Below are 14,219 nucleotides of genomic sequence, written 5' to 3'. Positions count from 1 at the left end.
AAACGGGGGAAGCATGGCAAACAATATCGATGACAGGCTGGTGCTGGCGATTTCGTCGCGAGCGCTTTTCGACCTGAGCGAAAGCCACAAGGTGTACCTGTCGGGGGGCGTCGAAGCCTATCGGCAATACCAGATCGAACACGAGGATGAAGTCCTTGAACCGGGGGATGCCTTCGCGCTCGTGCAGAAACTGCTCAACCTCAATGAGCACCTGGGCCGTGCCCGCGTCGAGGTCATCCTGGTTTCGCGTAACAGCGCCGACACCGGCCTGCGGGTATTCAACTCGATTCACCACTATGGACTGGCGATTTCCCGTGCCGCGTTTGTCGGCGGTCGCAGCCCATACCCGTACCTCAAGGCGTTCGGCTGCGATCTGTTTCTCTCCACTCACGCTGAAGATGTACGCAGTGCCCTGGATGCCGGATTTGCCGCGGCGACGATCCTTTCGGGCGGTGCCAGCCGCGCCGCCAGCGAAGAGCTGCGCATCGCCTTTGACGGCGACGCGGTGCTGTTTTCCGACGAGTCTGAGCGCGTCTATCAGGCTGGTGGCCTGGAGGCGTTCCAGGCCAGCGAACGCCAGGCCGCGCGCGAGCCGCTGCGAGGAGGGCCGTTCAAGGGGTTCCTGGCGGCGCTCAATGCGCTGCAACGCGAATTCCCCGAGGACGCCTGCCCGATCCGGACCGCGCTGGTCACCGCCCGTTCGGCGCCGGCCCATGAGCGGGTCATCCGCACGTTGCGCGAATGGGACATCCGCCTGGACGAGTCGCTGTTTCTCGGCGGCCTGACCAAGTCCGCCTTCCTCGAAGCATTTGCCGCCGACGTGTTTTTCGACGACCAGACCGGGCACTGCGAACTTGCCCGGGAAGTGGTCGCCACCGGGCATGTGCCCCACGGCATCAGTAACGAAGTGAAGCCCTGAGCGCCCGTTCCCCGGGGCGCTGCTAAGCTGAATCAATCTCCGCCATCCTGGCACTCGAGGAGGTCACATGATTCGTTCGATGCTGTATGCCACGGACCTGGGGCTGTACGCCCCGTATGTGATGCAGCATGCCTTGGCGTTGGCACGGACGTTTGAAGCCGAGTTGTATGTGGTGCATGCGGTAGAGCCGATGGGGCTGTTCGCCGAATCGGTGTTGCAGAGCTATCTCGACGAGCAGGCGTTGAACGAATTTCATCGCCAGGGTCTGAGTACGGTGATGGCTAACATCGAGCAGCGGGTCCTCGACAATTTTCGCGAAGAGTTGGGCGAGGGGCAGCAGGACCTGAAATTGATCAAGTCGGTTCGGGTGTTCCAGGGCGACCCCTCCCAGGTCATTCTTGAACAGGCTGCGAAACTCTCCGTCGATTTGCTGATCGTAGGCAGTCATTGCCAGGGGGCGAGCGGCGAGACGCCGTTGGGCAGGACCGCCGCGCGGGTATTGCAGTTATCCCGCGTGCCGGTCTACCTGGTGCCGCTGGTCCAGCGCAGGCGCCAGGGCGAAGCTTGAGGCTAAATGATGGCTTTTTATAAAAAGTTCTAGATTTATTGGTGCGACCATTCATATAGTTATATACACCGTCGCTGATGCCCGTGACGTCCAACTGCTTTGAGGGATACATATGAAGCTTCAACAACTGCGCTACATCTGGGAAGTGGCGCACCACGACCTCAACGTTTCCGCAACCGCTCAAAGCCTCTACACGTCGCAACCTGGCATCAGCAAGCAGATCCGCCTCCTGGAAGACGAGCTGGGCGTCGAAGTCTTCGCCCGCAGCGGCAAGCACCTGACTCGCGTCACTCCCGCCGGTGAACGCATCATCACCACCGCCGGCGAGATCCTGCGCAAGGTCGAAAGCATCAAGCAGATCGCCCAGGAATTCTCCAACGAGAAAAAAGGCACCCTGTCCATCGCGACCACCCACACCCAGGCGCGTTATGCCTTGCCGCCGGTTATCAGCAATTTCATCAAGCAATACCCTGACGTGGCGCTGCACATGCACCAGGGGTCGCCGATGCAGATCGCCGAAATGGCCGCTGACGGCACCGTCGATTTCGCCATTGCCACCGAGGCCCTGGAGCTGTTCGGGGACCTGGTGATGATGCCGTGCTATCGCTGGAACCGCTGCGTGGTCGTGCCTCAGGGGCACCCGCTGACCAAGCTGCCGAAGCTGACCCTCGAAGCGCTGGCCGAATACCCGATCGTGACTTATGTGTTCGGTTTCACCGGTCGCTCGAAACTCGACGAAGCCTTCAGCCATCGCGGCCTGACCCCGAAAGTGGTGTTCACCGCTGCCGACGCCGACGTCATCAAGACCTATGTGCGCCTCGGACTGGGCGTGGGTATCGTCGCGAAGATGGCGGTCGACACCAAGCTCGACAATGACCTGGTGGTTCTGGATGCGAGCGAGTTGTTCGAATCCAGCGTGACCAAGATCGGTTTCCGCCGCGGTACGTTCCTGCGCGGATTCATGTGCGATTTCATCGAGAAATTTGCCCCGCACCTGACCCGGGAAGTCATGGCCAAGGCCATCCAGTGCCACAACAAGCAGGAACTCGAAGAACTGTTCGACGGCGTCGAACTGCCGGTGCATTAAGCAGACCTCTAGATCGCCTCGGTGACAGCGAACTGTTGCCGGGCGCCTGCCACGACGATCTCCACTTCATCCCCTTCGAATTTGCCCAACAGGCCTCGTCCCAGCGGTGAGCGAGGGGTGATGACGGTAATCGGCTGCCCCACCAGCGAGACCTTCAGCCCCGCCGCGTCGGGTCCCAGGAACAGCCACTGCTGGCGACCCTCCTCATCTTCCAGCCCGATCAATGTGCCGACCTGGATGCCGCGTTCTTCATCGTAAGGTCTCAGCGCGAGGTTCTGGCAGAGCACCAGTGCCTGGCGGATTTCCTCCACGCGCCTGGCTTGCCCGGCCGCAAGGTACGAAGCCTCCAGGCCCAGGGTGTCGTATTTGTTTTCGGCGATATTTTCCTCGTGGGTCGCGGTTTCGTAGGCGGTCTGCGCGGCGCGTTCGGCGATATCGAGGTCAATCCTGAGCTTGTCGAGAATCAGTTGGTGGACGGTCTGTTTGTTCATGTTCATTCGCAGAATTGCAGGACATTGGCGCGGCTTTTCTCGCTAGGCGCGTTCTGGTCCTGTTGGAGCCAGAATTGACACTTTGGGTTGGACAGGTTGCGAGGGTTGCTGCGGGCCTGGTCGAGGGCCTGGCGTTGCTCGTTCTTCTGCAGGTTCTGTTGATACTGCTCGAACATTGGGGTTGACGTTGGGGTCGGCTCCGGGGCTGGCGGTGCTGCCGGCGGCTGCGCCAATTGATGAACCGCGGCGGCCACCGGGGCCAGTTGCTCATCGAACAGAAACCTGGACAGCAGCCATCCCGTCAGCACGATGGCAAGGAATCCCAGCCACAAACCCAAGGCGATGCCCAGCGTCAGTTGCAACGTTGTGAGGCGGGGAGAGGAGTGGTCGGGCATGTCTGCTTCCTGGCGATGAACATGGAGGATGCGCTGATTGTCGCATGAAGATTAATCGCCGTCGGCCCTTCTGCTTCACGGCTTTAATGCGGGACAATCAGGCTTTGCCACAGGGAGTCGGGAATGACTGTGCGTTGGGATATTTTTTGCACCGTCGTCGATAACTATGGCGACATCGGCGTCACCTGGCGCCTGGCTCGGCAATTGGTCGCCGAGCATCAATGCGCGGTGCGGCTGTGGGTCGACGACCTGCGCGCCTTCGAGCGGTTATGTCCGTCTATCGATGTCACGCTGACCGAGCAATGGCAGCAAGGCGTACAGGTGCGTCACTGGCCCAAGGACTGGCAGCCCACCGAAGCTGCCGATGTAGTGATCGCCGCATTTGCCTGCCAGTTGCCCAGCGCCTACATGGACGCGATGGCCGAGCGTCCGGCGGCGCCTTTGTGGATGAACCTCGATTACCTGAGCGCCGAGGACTGGGTGATCGGTTGTCACGGTTTGCCGTCGGTGAAGTACAAACATGTGCAGAAATATTTCTTTTTTCCGGGCTTTCAGGAGGGCACGGGTGGCTTGCTGCGGGAGGCCGGTTTGTTGGGGCGTCGTCGAGAATTTCAGCAGGATGGCGAGGCGCAAAAGGCTTTCCTGCAAGGATTGGGTGTCGAGCGCGAGTCAGGGGCGCGGCTGATTTCGCTGTTTGCCTATGAGAACGACGGTTTGGCCAGCTGGTTTGATGCGCTGGCGACGGATGCTCGTCCGTCGCATGTGCTGGTTCCGGAGAGCCGCATTCTCGCCGATGTGGAGCGTTGGGTTGGAATCGACGGCCTGAAAGCCGGTGCCGTGCATCGCCGTGGCGCCCTGACCGTACAGGTGCTGCCTTTCGTGCGCCAGGATGAATACGACCAACTGTTGTGGTGCTGTGATTTCAACGCCGTGCGTGGCGAAGACTCCTTCGTGCGCGCGCAGTGGGCCGGCCGGCCGCTGCTCTGGCATATCTATCAACAGGAAGAAGACGTCCACCTGGAAAAACTCGAGGCGTTTCTCCGCTTGTATACCGAGGGGCTCCCGGAGGCTGCGGAAAAAGCGATCAGCGGTCTCTGGCGGGCCTGGAACGCCGGCCAAGGCGTGGCAGAGCACTGGAGCGCCGCCTGCGAGCAACACCAGGTGCTCGCCGAACATGCCCAGGCGTGGTGCCAGAAACAGGCCTCTCGAGCCGATCTTGCCACGGCGCTGGTGAAGTTTTACCGAAATTGGATATGATACGCGGCCTAGATTTTTGTAAATCCCATCCAAATTCGGATATTCGCAATGAAAACTGGTAAAGAACTCAAACCCGGTACCGTGATTCGTATCGACAACGATCCTTGGCTGGTTCAGAAAGCTGAATTCACCAAGTCGGGTCGTAACAGCGCGATCATGAAGACCAAGCTGAAAAACCTGCTGACCGGCTACAAGACCGAAACCGTCTACGGTGCGGACGACAAGCTGGACGACGTGATCCTGGACCGTAAAGAGGCGACCCTGTCTTTCATCAGCGGCGATACCTACACGTTCATGGACACCACTGACTACACCATGTACGAACTGAACGCCGAAGACATCGAAAGCGTCCTGCCATTCGTTGAAGAAGGCATGACCGACGTCTGCGAAGCCGTATTCTTCGAAGAGCGCCTGGTTTCCGTGGAGCTGCCGACCACTATCGTGCGTCAGGTTGACTACACCGAAGGCTCCGCTCGCGGTGACACTTCCGGCAAGGTGATGAAGCCTGCCAAATTGAAGAACGGCACCGAACTGTCGGTTGCTGACTTCATCGAAATCGGCGACATGATCGAGATCGATACCCGCGAAGGCGGTTCCTACAAAGGCCGCGCTAAATAAGCGAAGCTTTCTGTATGAAAGAAAAGCCCGACCATTGAGTCGGGCTTTTTATTTCCTTCATTTTCGATCCGGGCTCTGTGGCTCCACCATTACTTCAGGTGTTGCTTGAGTTCCTCGGACGCCTGCAACATCGCCGAACGCACCGCCGGCACCTGGCTCACAACGTTAAGCAAGCCATAGTCGTGGATCATGCCGTTGTAGCGCACGGCTGTAACCGGTACACCCGCCGCATCCAGTTTGCGCGCGTAGGCTTCACCTTCGTCGCGCAGCACATCAGCCTCGGCGGTCTGCACCAGCGCCGGCGGCAGGCCCTTGAGTTGTGCGGCAGTTGCCCGCAATGGCGAGGCATAGATCTCGTTACGCTGCCCGGCATCGGTGGTGTAGTTGTCCCAGAACCACTTCATCATGTTCTTGCTGAGGAAGTGCCCTTCGGCGAACTGGTTGTAGGACGCCGTCTCGAAGCTGGCGTCGGTCACCGGCCACAACAATGCCTGGAAGCGGATCGCCGGCGTACCCTTGTCCTTGGCCATCAGCGCGACGACCGCCGCCATGTTGCCGCCGACGCTGTTGCCCGCTACGGCCAGGCGCTTGCCATCGACATTGATCTGTTTGCCATTCTCGGCCACCCACTTTGTCGCGGCGTAGGCCTGGTTGATCGCTACCGGGTAATGCGCCTCGGGCGATGGTGTGTAGTTGACGAACACCGCAACGGCACCCGAACCCGCCACCAGATCCCGAACCAGTCGTTCATGGGTGGGGAAATCGCCCAGTACCCAGCCACCGCCGTGAAAGAACATGAACGCGGGCAGCTCACCCTTGACCCCGGCCGGACGAACGATGGTCAGACTGATCGACTGGCCATCGACCTGAATGGTTTTCTCGCTGACGTCGGCCTTGGGCAGCGTCAACTTAACCCCCGCCTGGGCGCCGACCAGTACGGCACGGGCATCTTTTGGCGACAGCTGCTCCAGCGGTTTGCCGGTGCCGGCATTCAGTGCGTCAAGGAACGCCTGGGTGTTGTGCTCGACGATGCCGTCGGCGAAAGCGTTGCTGATGCTCAGGGCGAGAAGGGTGCCGGTCAGGGCTTTGCTGAGGGTGTTCATGTGAATCTCCTTGAAGGTCGGTCCGGGGTAGGGGTTTAGACGGTTACGTGCAGGCGAACATCAACGTTGCCGCGGGTGGCGTTGGAGTACGGGCAAACCTGGTGAGCGGCTTCCACAAGGCTTTGGGCGTCGGCCTGGTCAAGACCTGGCAGGCTGATGTGCAGGTCGATGTCGAGACCGAAACCACCGGGGATCTGGCCGATGCCGACGTGAGCGGTGATCGAGGCGTCGTCCGGGATCTTGCGTTTGCTCTGGCTGGCGACAAATTTCAGCGCGCCGATGAAGCAGGCCGAGTAGCCGGCGGCGAACAGTTGCTCTGGGTTGGTCGCAGCACCGCCCGCACCGCCGAGTTCCTTGGGCGTGGCAAGTTTGACGTCGAGGATGTTGTCGCTGGAGATGGCACGACCGTCACGGCCGCCGGTGGAGGTTGCGATTGCGGTGTAGAGAGTTTTCATGGTGGACGCCTCGTTTTATGGTTGGTTTGTTGCGCTAAATGTTTGCGCGCTAAGTAGGTGTGGAGAGAATGTAATGCGCAAATATTTTGCGCGCAATATAAATTTTTGAGATGGGTCTGAACAAATCAACCCTGGATGGCTAAAAGCCTTGATTTAGAGCGGTTTAGGGGGGGCTGAACTTTTTTGATGTACGAGGTCTGGCAGTCCGGCCAACGCTATCGCGAGCAAGCTCGCTCCCACAGGGGATTGGTGGTGGTCACGGATTTTGTGACCAGTGAAGGTCAATGTGGGAGCGAGCCTGCTCGCGAAAGCGGTGGTTCAGTTGGCGGCGATGCTGGAGGTGCCGGCGCCTTCGCGAGCAAGCTCGCTCCCACAGGGGATTGGTGGTGGCCAAGGATTTTGTGACCAGTGAAGGTCAATGTGGGAGCGAGCCTGCTCGCGAAAGCGGTGGTTCAGTTGGCGGCGATGCTGGAGGTGCCGGCGCCTTCGCGAGCAGGCTCGCTCCCACAGGGGATTGGTGGTGGTCACGGATTTTTGTGATCAGTGAAGGTCAATGTGGGAGCGAGCCTGCTCGCGAAAGCGGTGGTTCAGTTGGCGGCGATGTTGGAGGTGCCGGCGCCTTCGCGAGCAAGCTCGCTCCCAGAGGGATTGCCTGCGTCAGAAAATCAAAGGCTGTCCTGCAAATGCCCGCGCAGTTCCTGCAGGTCATGTTGCAGTTTTTTCAGTTGCTCCAGCGTCTGGCCGCTGGCGGCGAGGATGCATTGGGGGATGTCGAGGGCCTTTTTCTGCAGGGCGCGGCCCTGTTCGGTCAGCTCGACAATGACCACGCGTTCATCTTCACGGCTGCGGGTGCGACTCAACAGGCCTTCGGCCTCCAGGCGCTTGAGCAGCGGGGTCAGGGAGCCAGGGTCGGTGAGCAGGCGGTTACTGATTTCGCCGACGGTCAGCCCGTCTTGTTCCCACAGCACCATCATCGCCAGGTACTGCGGATAGGTCAGGCCCAACGCCTGGAGCAGCGGCTTGTAGACCTTGGTCATCAACAGCGACGTGGAGTGCAGGGCGAAGCAGACCTGGTTTTCCAGCAGCAGGGCTTCGCAAGGATCGGGGGTGTCGTGTTGGGTAGTCATGGCAAAACCTTTCATCAATGATCGTTACGAATCTAGCGGACAAGCCTTTAATGCACCAGATAATTCTGACGTATTGATCAGCCGTTACGTTTCCTGGTGACCACCAACTGGGTAGGATAGGCGCCCTGATTAAGGGGAGAGTCGTCTGTGATCGAGGTCATGCTGTATTTGCTGTTGGGCGCCGCGCTGGGCACTTTGGGGGGATTGTTCGGCATTGGTGGCGGGCTGATCGCGATTCCAGTGCTGGGTGTATGGTTCGGCCTGGATCAGCACCTCGCCCAAGGTACGGCATTGGTGATGGTCGTCCCCAACGTGATGCTGGCGCTGTGGCGTTATCACCAGCGTAATCGTATCGAAATGCGCCATGTCCTGCCGCTGGCATCCATGGGCTTCTGCTTCGCGTGGCTTGGCTCCATCTGGGCCGTGGGCATTGACGCGCAAAGCATGCGGATTGGTTTTGTGGTGTTCCTGGTGGTCCTGGCGGCCTACAACCTGATCCGCATGTTCGCCGCGACGGCGCCGGCTTCGGCGCAGATGCGCCACGGCTGGCCTTGGCTAGCCGTGCTGGGGGCTGCGTCGGGCACCATGGGCGGACTGTTTGGTGTAGGCGGGGCGGTTGTCGCCACGCCAATACTCACCAGCGTGTTCGGCACTTCCCAGGTCGTCGCCCAAGGGTTATCCCTGGCGCTGGCCTTGCCCAGCACCGGCGTGACCCTTGCCACGTATGCATTTCACCATGAGGTGAACTGGTGGATCGGGCTGCCCCTGGCTTTCGGTGGGCTGATGAGCATCAGTTGGGGGGTGAAGGTCGCCCACGCGATGCCGGAGCGATTGCTGCGCGGGCTGTTCTGCGGTTTCCTGGTGCTGTGCGCGGTGTTGCTCCTGCTTAAAGTTTGAAACCTTCGACGATGTGTTCGGCCAGGCACTCGGTGATCGGCGACGGATTGTGCAGGTTGCGGATCAACATGATGCTGGCCTCGGGCAGCTCCGGCAGGTTCTCGGCCTCGCCGAGAACGCGCATGTCCGGGGTCAGCAGGCTCTCCAGTTGCGCGGTGATCGCCAGACCCGCGCCGACCACCGCCATGATCGCCGACAGGCTTGAGCTGTTGTACGCCACGCGATAATCACGCCCCATGGCGTCCAGCGCATTGCACGCCCATTGCCTACAGAAACAATCACTGTTGAACATCGCCAGCGGCAGCGGTGTTTGTTCATGAGTGTTGAAGCAGGCCGCCTCGGCCCAGACAAAACGTTCCTTGCGCAGCAACTGACCGATCTCGTCGCCTGGTTTGCGAGTGACGATGGACAGGTCGAGATCCTGGCGCAGCAGCAGTTGCTTGGACGATTCGCAGTGCACTTCGATTTCGATCAGTGGATAGAACTGGGCGAAGCGCTGCAGGATTCCCGGCAAAAAGCGCATCACATAATCGTCCGGCGTGCCGATGCGGACCGTGCCGACCATGTGCGGTTCGCGCAGCGTGTTGAACACTTCACTGTGCAGCTTGAGGATCCGCCGGGCATAACCCAGCAACACCTGGCCCTCGGCGGTGAGCTTGACCTGCCGCCCGTCGCGCTCGAACAGGCGGCGCTGCAAGACGTCCTCTTCCAGGCGCTTCATCTGCATGCTGACGGCCGATTGCGTACGGTTGACCAGCTCCCCGGCGCGAGTGAAGCCGCCCTGGTCGGCGATGGCGACGAAGGTCCGCAGCACTTCCGTATCGATGCTCGGGTAACTCGACAATTGATCAATCTCCGAGATGTATTGCATAAGAAACATTCGTTGGATTGATCTTATCCCTGGCGCGAGACTAGAGCCATCCCCAACGGAGGACATCACGATGAAAGGTCAAAAAGGTTATTTGCTGATTGATAAATTCTCATCCCACGGTTTTTCGCTCAGCGCGCTGTTGCACAAGTTTAGCCGCTGGTACGAATTGCACCACGAGCGTGAACTGCTCGCCTCGATGAGCGATGAGGCGCTCAAGGACATAGGTGTCAGCCGTGCCGATGTTGAAAAGGAAGTGGTTCGGCCATTCTGGGATGACCCGATGCACAAATGAGCCATCCTTCCCTACACAAACCGCTTAATGGTGAGGTAGGTTGCGAGCAGACAAGGAGATCTCCATGCCCGCGACTGTGTCCTTTACCCTCAAACAGGCCCGACGCCTGGCGTTGGCCGCCCAAGGATTCGATGGGCGGCCATCGCCAGCTTCGGTGCAACCCGCGCGCCTCAACCGTCTGATCGAGCGCCTCGGCGTCGTGCAGATCGATTCAGTCAATGCGCTGGTGCGCTCGCATTACCTCCCGCTGTTCTCCCGCCTTGGTCACTACAATCGCGACTTGCTCGATCAGGCAGCCTGGAGCCAGGGGCGCCGCCGCACGCTGTTTGAATATTGGGGGCATGAAGCTTCGTTGCTGCCGGTTGCGATGTATCCGCTGATGCGTTGGCGCATGGCGCGGGCGGCCCGTGGCGAAGGCATTTACCAGCAGTTGGCGCGGTTTGGTCATGAGCAGCAGGACGTGATTCATCGGGTCCTTCAGGCGGTTCAGGAGCAGGGCGCGCTTGGCGCCGGCAGCTTGTCCACACGTCAGGAGAAGGCCGGTCCCTGGTGGGACTGGAGCGCCGAGAAACATGCGCTGGAATGGCTGTTCGCCGCGGGCAAAGTCACCGTAGCCGGGCGGCGTGGGTTCGAGCGGCTCTATGATCTGCCTGAGCGGGTGCTGCCCGAGTCGGTCCTGCGCCAACCGCAGCCGGACGAAGCCCAGGCCCAACGCGCGTTGCTCCTGCATGCGGCGCAGGCCTTGGGCGTCGGCACCGAGAAGGACCTGCGTGATTACTTCCGCCTGGATCCGGCCGACACCCGCGCTCGACTGGCCGAGTTGGAGGAGGCGGGTGAGTTGTTGCGATGTCAGGTGCAGGGCTGGAAGCAGCCGGCCTGGTGCCAACCCACCGTGAAAATCCCCCGCAAGGTCGCTGCCAGTGCCTTGCTGTCGCCGTTCGACTCGCTGGTCTGGGAGCGCAGCCGCACCGAGCGCTTGTTCGACTTCCGCTATCGACTGGAAATCTACACGCCAGTGCACAAGCGCGTGTATGGCTATTACGTCTTGCCGTTTTTGCACAATGAGCGGATTGCGGCGCGGGTCGATCTTCGTGCGGAGCGGGCCTTGGGGCGGCTGGCCGTGCATGCCGTGCATGAAGAAGAGCCGGGGCTTGACGAGGAGGGCATGCAGGCGCTGGCGATGAATCTGCGGCGCATGGCTGACTGGTTGGGACTGGAGCGGGTGCAGCTCAATTGCCAGCGGGAGGGTGGGGTGCGGTTGGCGGTGGCGTTGGCGCGGGTTGATGGTGGCTGAATTGGCCTCTTCGCGAGCAGGCTCGCTCCCACAAGGTATTTATGGTGACCACGGCTTTTGTGTCCGCAGCCAATCACCTGTGGGAGCGAGCCTGCTCGCGAAGCGATTGAGCAGGCGAAGAAGCCCCTACTGAATCACCGCCGAACCTGCTTCAACGTCTCGGCAATCAAGAACGCCAGTTCCAGCGACTGATCGGCATTCATCCGCGGGTCGCAGTGCGTGTGGTAACGATCCGACAACCCATCTTCGGTGATCGGTCGGGCGCCGCCGATGCATTCGGTGACGTTCTGCCCGGTCATCTCGATATGAATCCCGCCGGCGTAGGTGCCTTCGGCTTCATGCACCTGGAAGAACTGCTTCACCTCGCCAAGAATCTGCGCAAAATCGCGGGTCTTGTAGCCGCTGCTGGCCTTGATGGTATTACCGTGCATCGGGTCGGAACTCCACAGCACCTGCTTGCCTTCACGCTGCACGGCGCGCAACAGTTGCGGCAGGTGATCAGCGACCTTGTTGGCGCCCATCCGCGCGATCAGGTTCAGTCGACCGGGGTCGTTATCCGGGTTGAGCACGTCGATCAGGCGGATCAGGTCGTCAGGGTTCATGCTCGGGCCGACCTTGACCCCGATCGGGTTGTTCACCCCCCGCAGGAACTCCACATGCGCTCCGTCCAGCTGGCGGGTACGATCGCCGACCCACAGCATGTGGGCCGAGCAGTCGTAATAATCGTTGGTCAGGCTGTCACGGCGTACGAAGGCTTCTTCATAGTTGAGCAACAACGCTTCGTGGGCGGTGAAAAAACTGGTTTCGCGCAGTTGCGGCGAGCTGTCCATGCCGCAGGCGCGCATGAATGCCAGGGTTTCGTCGATGCGGTCGGCCAGGTGGCTGTATTTTTCCGCCAGGGCCGAGTTGGCGATGAAGTCCAGGTTCCACTTGTGCACCTGGTGCAGATCGGCGAACCCGCCCTGGGCGAACGCCCGCAGCAGGTTGAGGGTCGCGGTGGACTGATGATAGGACTGCAAAAGCCGCTCCGGATCCGGCACGCGACTTTTCTCGTCGAAGCCGATGCCGTTGACGATGTCGCCCCGGTAGGCCGGTAGTGTCACGCCATCGATCGTCTCATCGTTGGCCGAGCGCGGTTTGGCGAACTGCCCCGCCATGCGCCCGACCTTGACCACCGGGCAACCGGCGGCGAAGGTCATGACAATCGCCATTTGCAGCAGCACCTTGAAGGTGTCGCGGATCTTGGCGGCGGAAAATTCCGCAAAGCTCTCGGCGCAATCGCCGCCCTGCAGCAGGAATGCCCGACCCTGGGTGACTTCGGCAAACTGACGACGCAATTCCCGGGCTTCACCGGCAAACACCAACGGCGGATAACTGGCCAGGGTCTGCTCCACCTGCAGCAGATGCGCCGCGTCGGGGTAGCGGGGTTGTTGCTGGATCGGCAGGGCGCGCCAGCTGTCAGGGCTCCAGGGTTGGCTCATCATGATCTCTAGGTGATTTACGCTCGGGTGCTCATGTTATCAGCAAATTAGTGCGTGACCTGTTCCGCTCGCTTCGCCGACAATCGCGCCTTTGCCCCGTTTGCGCGGGCTTGAGCCAGCACGGCAACATCAGGAGAGGAAATGACAGAGGAGCGCGTCGAGCATTTGCTCGCCGAGGTGCACGACGAGTTCGGCATGATCCGCGTACTCGAAGTGGCCGATTACCGGTTTCTCGAATTTGGCGATGCGATCGAGCAGAGCTGCGTGTTCACGGCTGATCCGAGCTGGCTCGAATATGACTACACCCGCGCCATGCTCATCGGTGCGTTGTGCCACGAGCAACCGGAGAGCGCGCTGTTCCTCGGGCTGGGGGCCGGTACGCTGACCCAGGCCTGTCTCAAGTTCCTGCCGCTGGAAGATGTCGAGGCCATCGAACTGCGCCCCGACGTGCCGCGCCTGGCCATCGAATACCTCGGGCTGGACGATGATCCGCGCCTGTACATCCGCGTCGGTGATGCCTTGGAGCTGCTTGAAACGGCTGAGCCGGCGGACCTGATTTTCGTCGACCTCTATACCGATGTTGGTCCCGGCGTCGGTCACCTGGCCTGGGGATTTCTGGAAAACTGCCAGAAGCGCCTCAATCCCGGCGGCTGGCTGGTGATCAACCAGTGGGCCACCGACGATGGCAAGCCGCTAGGCGCGGCGCTCTTGCGCGGCTTGTATCACCGGCACTACTGGGAGTTGCCGGTGAAGGAGGGCAACGTCATCCTGATCGTGCCGGCGGACCTGGACCAGGCACTGGACATGCAAGGTCTGGTGGCCCGTGCCGAAGGGCTCGCGCCGCGGCTGGGTTATTCGTTGCAATCGTTGATCAAGGCGATCCGCCCGGCGACTTGATCGGATTTTCCAGCATTCTTTTGGTTGGGTTCCCCCGTGGCGAGGGAGCTTGCTCCCGCTGGGCCGCGAAGCGGCCCCTTCGATTCCAGATATCAACCCAGGCGTCTGCTTCGCAGCCGAGCGGGAGCAAGCTCCCTCGCCACAGGGAGCTCATCACAGGGGCTTAGCCATCCAAAGGTGAACCGTTTTAGCTAACGCCCTCAACGCCTGCTGCACAGAGCCCCACCACACCCTTCGTCGATAAAAAAATCTCCCTTTTTCAACGAATTCCGGTATAGTGCGCGCCGGCCTTTAGCCGGGCCGCGTCACGGTAGCGCAATTCCCCGAAGCCAGCTTCGGTTGCATGTCCGCACAACGGATGCTTCCACGACGTTCTTTTTCATTCATTCGTTTTCGCAAATCCCCGCCGACAAAGCAGCCAGGGCGACTCTTGAGTCTCAACACGGCATGCGCAGCTTTGGAGCATG

General features: G+C 60.6%; 16 protein-coding genes. 9 read left to right on the top strand and 7 right to left on the bottom strand.

Features of this window, described 5'->3' with window-relative positions:
* The first annotated feature begins 13 nt into the window (after nucleotides 1-13).
* The 3 genes from J3P91_RS18965 to cysB all read left to right on the top strand — a co-directional run bounded on the left by J3P91_RS18965 (nucleotide 14) and on the right by cysB (nucleotide 2,574).
* Entirely contained in the window at nucleotides 14-919 is a 906-nt protein-coding gene (locus J3P91_RS18965) for a 5'-nucleotidase (RefSeq protein ID WP_434572801.1), read from the top strand.
* Between the two features lie 67 nt (nucleotides 920-986).
* The gene (locus tag J3P91_RS18960) at nucleotides 987-1,487 is read left to right on the top strand and encodes a universal stress protein (RefSeq protein ID WP_305499752.1); all 501 of its coding nucleotides are present in this window, start codon (nucleotides 987-989) and stop codon (nucleotides 1,485-1,487) included.
* Between the two features lie 112 nt (nucleotides 1,488-1,599).
* Nucleotides 1,600-2,574 (top strand): HTH-type transcriptional regulator CysB, encoded by a 975-nt coding sequence (cysB, locus tag J3P91_RS18955; protein WP_003183769.1) that lies wholly within the window; start codon nucleotides 1,600-1,602, stop codon nucleotides 2,572-2,574.
* An 8-nt stretch (nucleotides 2,575-2,582) separates the two neighbouring features.
* Here cysB and J3P91_RS18950 read toward each other — a convergent pair whose 3' ends face one another.
* The gene (locus J3P91_RS18950) at nucleotides 2,583-3,065 is read right to left on the bottom strand and encodes a GreA/GreB family elongation factor (RefSeq protein WP_305499756.1); all 483 of its coding nucleotides are present in this window, start codon (nucleotides 3,063-3,065) and stop codon (nucleotides 2,583-2,585) included.
* A 2-nt stretch (nucleotides 3,066-3,067) separates the two neighbouring features.
* Nucleotides 3,068-3,460: a hypothetical protein gene (locus J3P91_RS18945; protein ID WP_434601403.1), complete on the bottom strand. Its 393-nt coding sequence runs from the start codon at nucleotides 3,458-3,460 to the stop codon at nucleotides 3,068-3,070.
* Nucleotides 3,461-3,583: 123 nt separating this feature from the next.
* Here J3P91_RS18945 and earP point away from each other — a divergent pair, with 123 nt between their 5' ends.
* Both earP and J3P91_RS18935 read left to right on the top strand, forming a co-directional pair.
* Nucleotides 3,584-4,717, top strand: coding sequence for an elongation factor P maturation arginine rhamnosyltransferase EarP (earP, locus tag J3P91_RS18940; protein ID WP_434601402.1), 1,134 nt, complete (start codon nucleotides 3,584-3,586; stop codon nucleotides 4,715-4,717).
* Nucleotides 4,718-4,765: 48 nt separating this feature from the next.
* The gene (locus J3P91_RS18935; RefSeq protein ID WP_003226785.1) at nucleotides 4,766-5,335 is read left to right on the top strand and encodes an elongation factor P; all 570 of its coding nucleotides are present in this window, start codon (nucleotides 4,766-4,768) and stop codon (nucleotides 5,333-5,335) included.
* Between the two features lie 89 nt (nucleotides 5,336-5,424).
* On the opposite strand, the gene J3P91_RS18930 is transcribed toward J3P91_RS18935, so the two are convergent.
* The 3 genes from J3P91_RS18930 to J3P91_RS18920 all read right to left on the bottom strand — a co-directional run bounded on the left by J3P91_RS18930 (nucleotide 5,425) and on the right by J3P91_RS18920 (nucleotide 8,020).
* A complete protein-coding gene (locus tag J3P91_RS18930; protein WP_434601401.1) occupies nucleotides 5,425-6,438 on the bottom strand; it encodes an alpha/beta hydrolase in 1,014 nt (337 codons plus the stop codon).
* A gap of 35 nt (nucleotides 6,439-6,473) precedes the next feature.
* Nucleotides 6,474-6,893 carry an organic hydroperoxide resistance protein gene (locus J3P91_RS18925; RefSeq protein WP_305499765.1) on the bottom strand — a complete coding sequence of 140 codons (420 nt, stop codon included), beginning with the start codon at nucleotides 6,891-6,893 and terminating at the stop codon, nucleotides 6,474-6,476.
* 665 nt (nucleotides 6,894-7,558) lie between these two features.
* Complete coding sequence (locus tag J3P91_RS18920; RefSeq protein ID WP_434572811.1) at nucleotides 7,559-8,020, bottom strand: MarR family winged helix-turn-helix transcriptional regulator; 462 nt, start codon at nucleotides 8,018-8,020, stop codon at nucleotides 7,559-7,561.
* Nucleotides 8,021-8,179: 159 nt separating this feature from the next.
* Between J3P91_RS18920 and J3P91_RS18915 the strand changes: the two genes are divergently transcribed.
* The gene (locus J3P91_RS18915) at nucleotides 8,180-8,917 is read left to right on the top strand and encodes a sulfite exporter TauE/SafE family protein (protein ID WP_434605175.1); all 738 of its coding nucleotides are present in this window, start codon (nucleotides 8,180-8,182) and stop codon (nucleotides 8,915-8,917) included.
* Here J3P91_RS18915 and J3P91_RS18910 read toward each other — a convergent pair.
* On the bottom strand, nucleotides 8,907-9,761 hold the full coding sequence (locus J3P91_RS18910) for a LysR substrate-binding domain-containing protein (protein ID WP_420764840.1): 855 nt from the start codon (nucleotides 9,759-9,761) through the stop codon (nucleotides 8,907-8,909). The two genes, J3P91_RS18915 and J3P91_RS18910, sit on opposite strands and share 11 nt — an antisense overlap.
* 97 nt (nucleotides 9,762-9,858) lie before the next feature.
* Here J3P91_RS18910 and J3P91_RS18905 point away from each other — a divergent pair, with 97 nt between their 5' ends.
* Nucleotides 9,859-10,080, top strand: coding sequence for a DUF1127 domain-containing protein (locus J3P91_RS18905; protein WP_305499769.1), 222 nt, complete (start codon nucleotides 9,859-9,861; stop codon nucleotides 10,078-10,080).
* A 64-nt stretch (nucleotides 10,081-10,144) separates the two neighbouring features.
* Complete coding sequence (locus J3P91_RS18900) at nucleotides 10,145-11,374, top strand: winged helix-turn-helix domain-containing protein (RefSeq protein WP_434601400.1); 1,230 nt, start codon at nucleotides 10,145-10,147, stop codon at nucleotides 11,372-11,374.
* A 134-nt stretch (nucleotides 11,375-11,508) separates the two neighbouring features.
* Here J3P91_RS18900 and J3P91_RS18895 read toward each other — a convergent pair whose 3' ends face one another.
* The gene (locus tag J3P91_RS18895; protein ID WP_434605173.1) at nucleotides 11,509-12,855 is read right to left on the bottom strand and encodes a class II 3-deoxy-7-phosphoheptulonate synthase; all 1,347 of its coding nucleotides are present in this window, start codon (nucleotides 12,853-12,855) and stop codon (nucleotides 11,509-11,511) included.
* A gap of 141 nt (nucleotides 12,856-12,996) precedes the next feature.
* On the opposite strand from J3P91_RS18895, the gene J3P91_RS18890 reads away from it, so the two are divergent.
* Nucleotides 12,997-13,752 (top strand): spermidine synthase, encoded by a 756-nt coding sequence (locus J3P91_RS18890; protein WP_305499774.1) that lies wholly within the window; start codon nucleotides 12,997-12,999, stop codon nucleotides 13,750-13,752.
* Nucleotides 13,753-14,219 lie beyond the last annotated feature (467 nt).

It is taken from the genome of Pseudomonas sp. Z4-7 (assembly GCF_051131965.1).
Taxonomy (GTDB): domain Bacteria; phylum Pseudomonadota; class Gammaproteobacteria; order Pseudomonadales; family Pseudomonadaceae; genus Aquipseudomonas.
The sequence above is the reverse complement of the archived record's forward strand: the minus strand, read 5'-3'. Positions and strand labels throughout refer to the sequence as shown.

What these genes read in the sequence shown, in the direction of transcription:
- earP (WP_434601402.1), top strand. Translation starts at nt 3,584, where the DNA reads ATGACTGTGCGTTGGGATATTTTTTGCACCGTCGTCGATAACTATGGC.
- J3P91_RS18905 (WP_305499769.1), top strand. Translation starts at nt 9,859, where the DNA reads ATGAAAGGTCAAAAAGGTTATTTGCTGATTGATAAATTCTCATCCCAC.
- J3P91_RS18935 (WP_003226785.1), top strand. Translation starts at nt 4,766, where the DNA reads ATGAAAACTGGTAAAGAACTCAAACCCGGTACCGTGATTCGTATCGAC.
- J3P91_RS18915 (WP_434605175.1), top strand. Translation starts at nt 8,180, where the DNA reads ATGCTGTATTTGCTGTTGGGCGCCGCGCTGGGCACTTTGGGGGGATTG.
- J3P91_RS18960 (WP_305499752.1), top strand. Translation starts at nt 987, where the DNA reads ATGATTCGTTCGATGCTGTATGCCACGGACCTGGGGCTGTACGCCCCG.
- J3P91_RS18890 (WP_305499774.1), top strand. Translation starts at nt 12,997, where the DNA reads ATGACAGAGGAGCGCGTCGAGCATTTGCTCGCCGAGGTGCACGACGAG.
- J3P91_RS18920 (WP_434572811.1), bottom strand. Translation starts at nt 8,020, where the DNA reads ATGACTACCCAACACGACACCCCCGATCCTTGCGAAGCCCTGCTGCTG.
- J3P91_RS18945 (WP_434601403.1), bottom strand. Translation starts at nt 3,460, where the DNA reads ATGCCCGACCACTCCTCTCCCCGCCTCACAACGTTGCAACTGACGCTG.
- J3P91_RS18950 (WP_305499756.1), bottom strand. Translation starts at nt 3,065, where the DNA reads ATGAACAAACAGACCGTCCACCAACTGATTCTCGACAAGCTCAGGATT.
- cysB (WP_003183769.1), top strand. Translation starts at nt 1,600, where the DNA reads ATGAAGCTTCAACAACTGCGCTACATCTGGGAAGTGGCGCACCACGAC.
- J3P91_RS18925 (WP_305499765.1), bottom strand. Translation starts at nt 6,893, where the DNA reads ATGAAAACTCTCTACACCGCAATCGCAACCTCCACCGGCGGCCGTGAC.
- J3P91_RS18965 (WP_434572801.1), top strand. Translation starts at nt 14, where the DNA reads ATGGCAAACAATATCGATGACAGGCTGGTGCTGGCGATTTCGTCGCGA.
- J3P91_RS18895 (WP_434605173.1), bottom strand. Translation starts at nt 12,855, where the DNA reads ATGAGCCAACCCTGGAGCCCTGACAGCTGGCGCGCCCTGCCGATCCAG.
- J3P91_RS18930 (WP_434601401.1), bottom strand. Translation starts at nt 6,438, where the DNA reads ATGAACACCCTCAGCAAAGCCCTGACCGGCACCCTTCTCGCCCTGAGC.
- J3P91_RS18900 (WP_434601400.1), top strand. Translation starts at nt 10,145, where the DNA reads ATGCCCGCGACTGTGTCCTTTACCCTCAAACAGGCCCGACGCCTGGCG.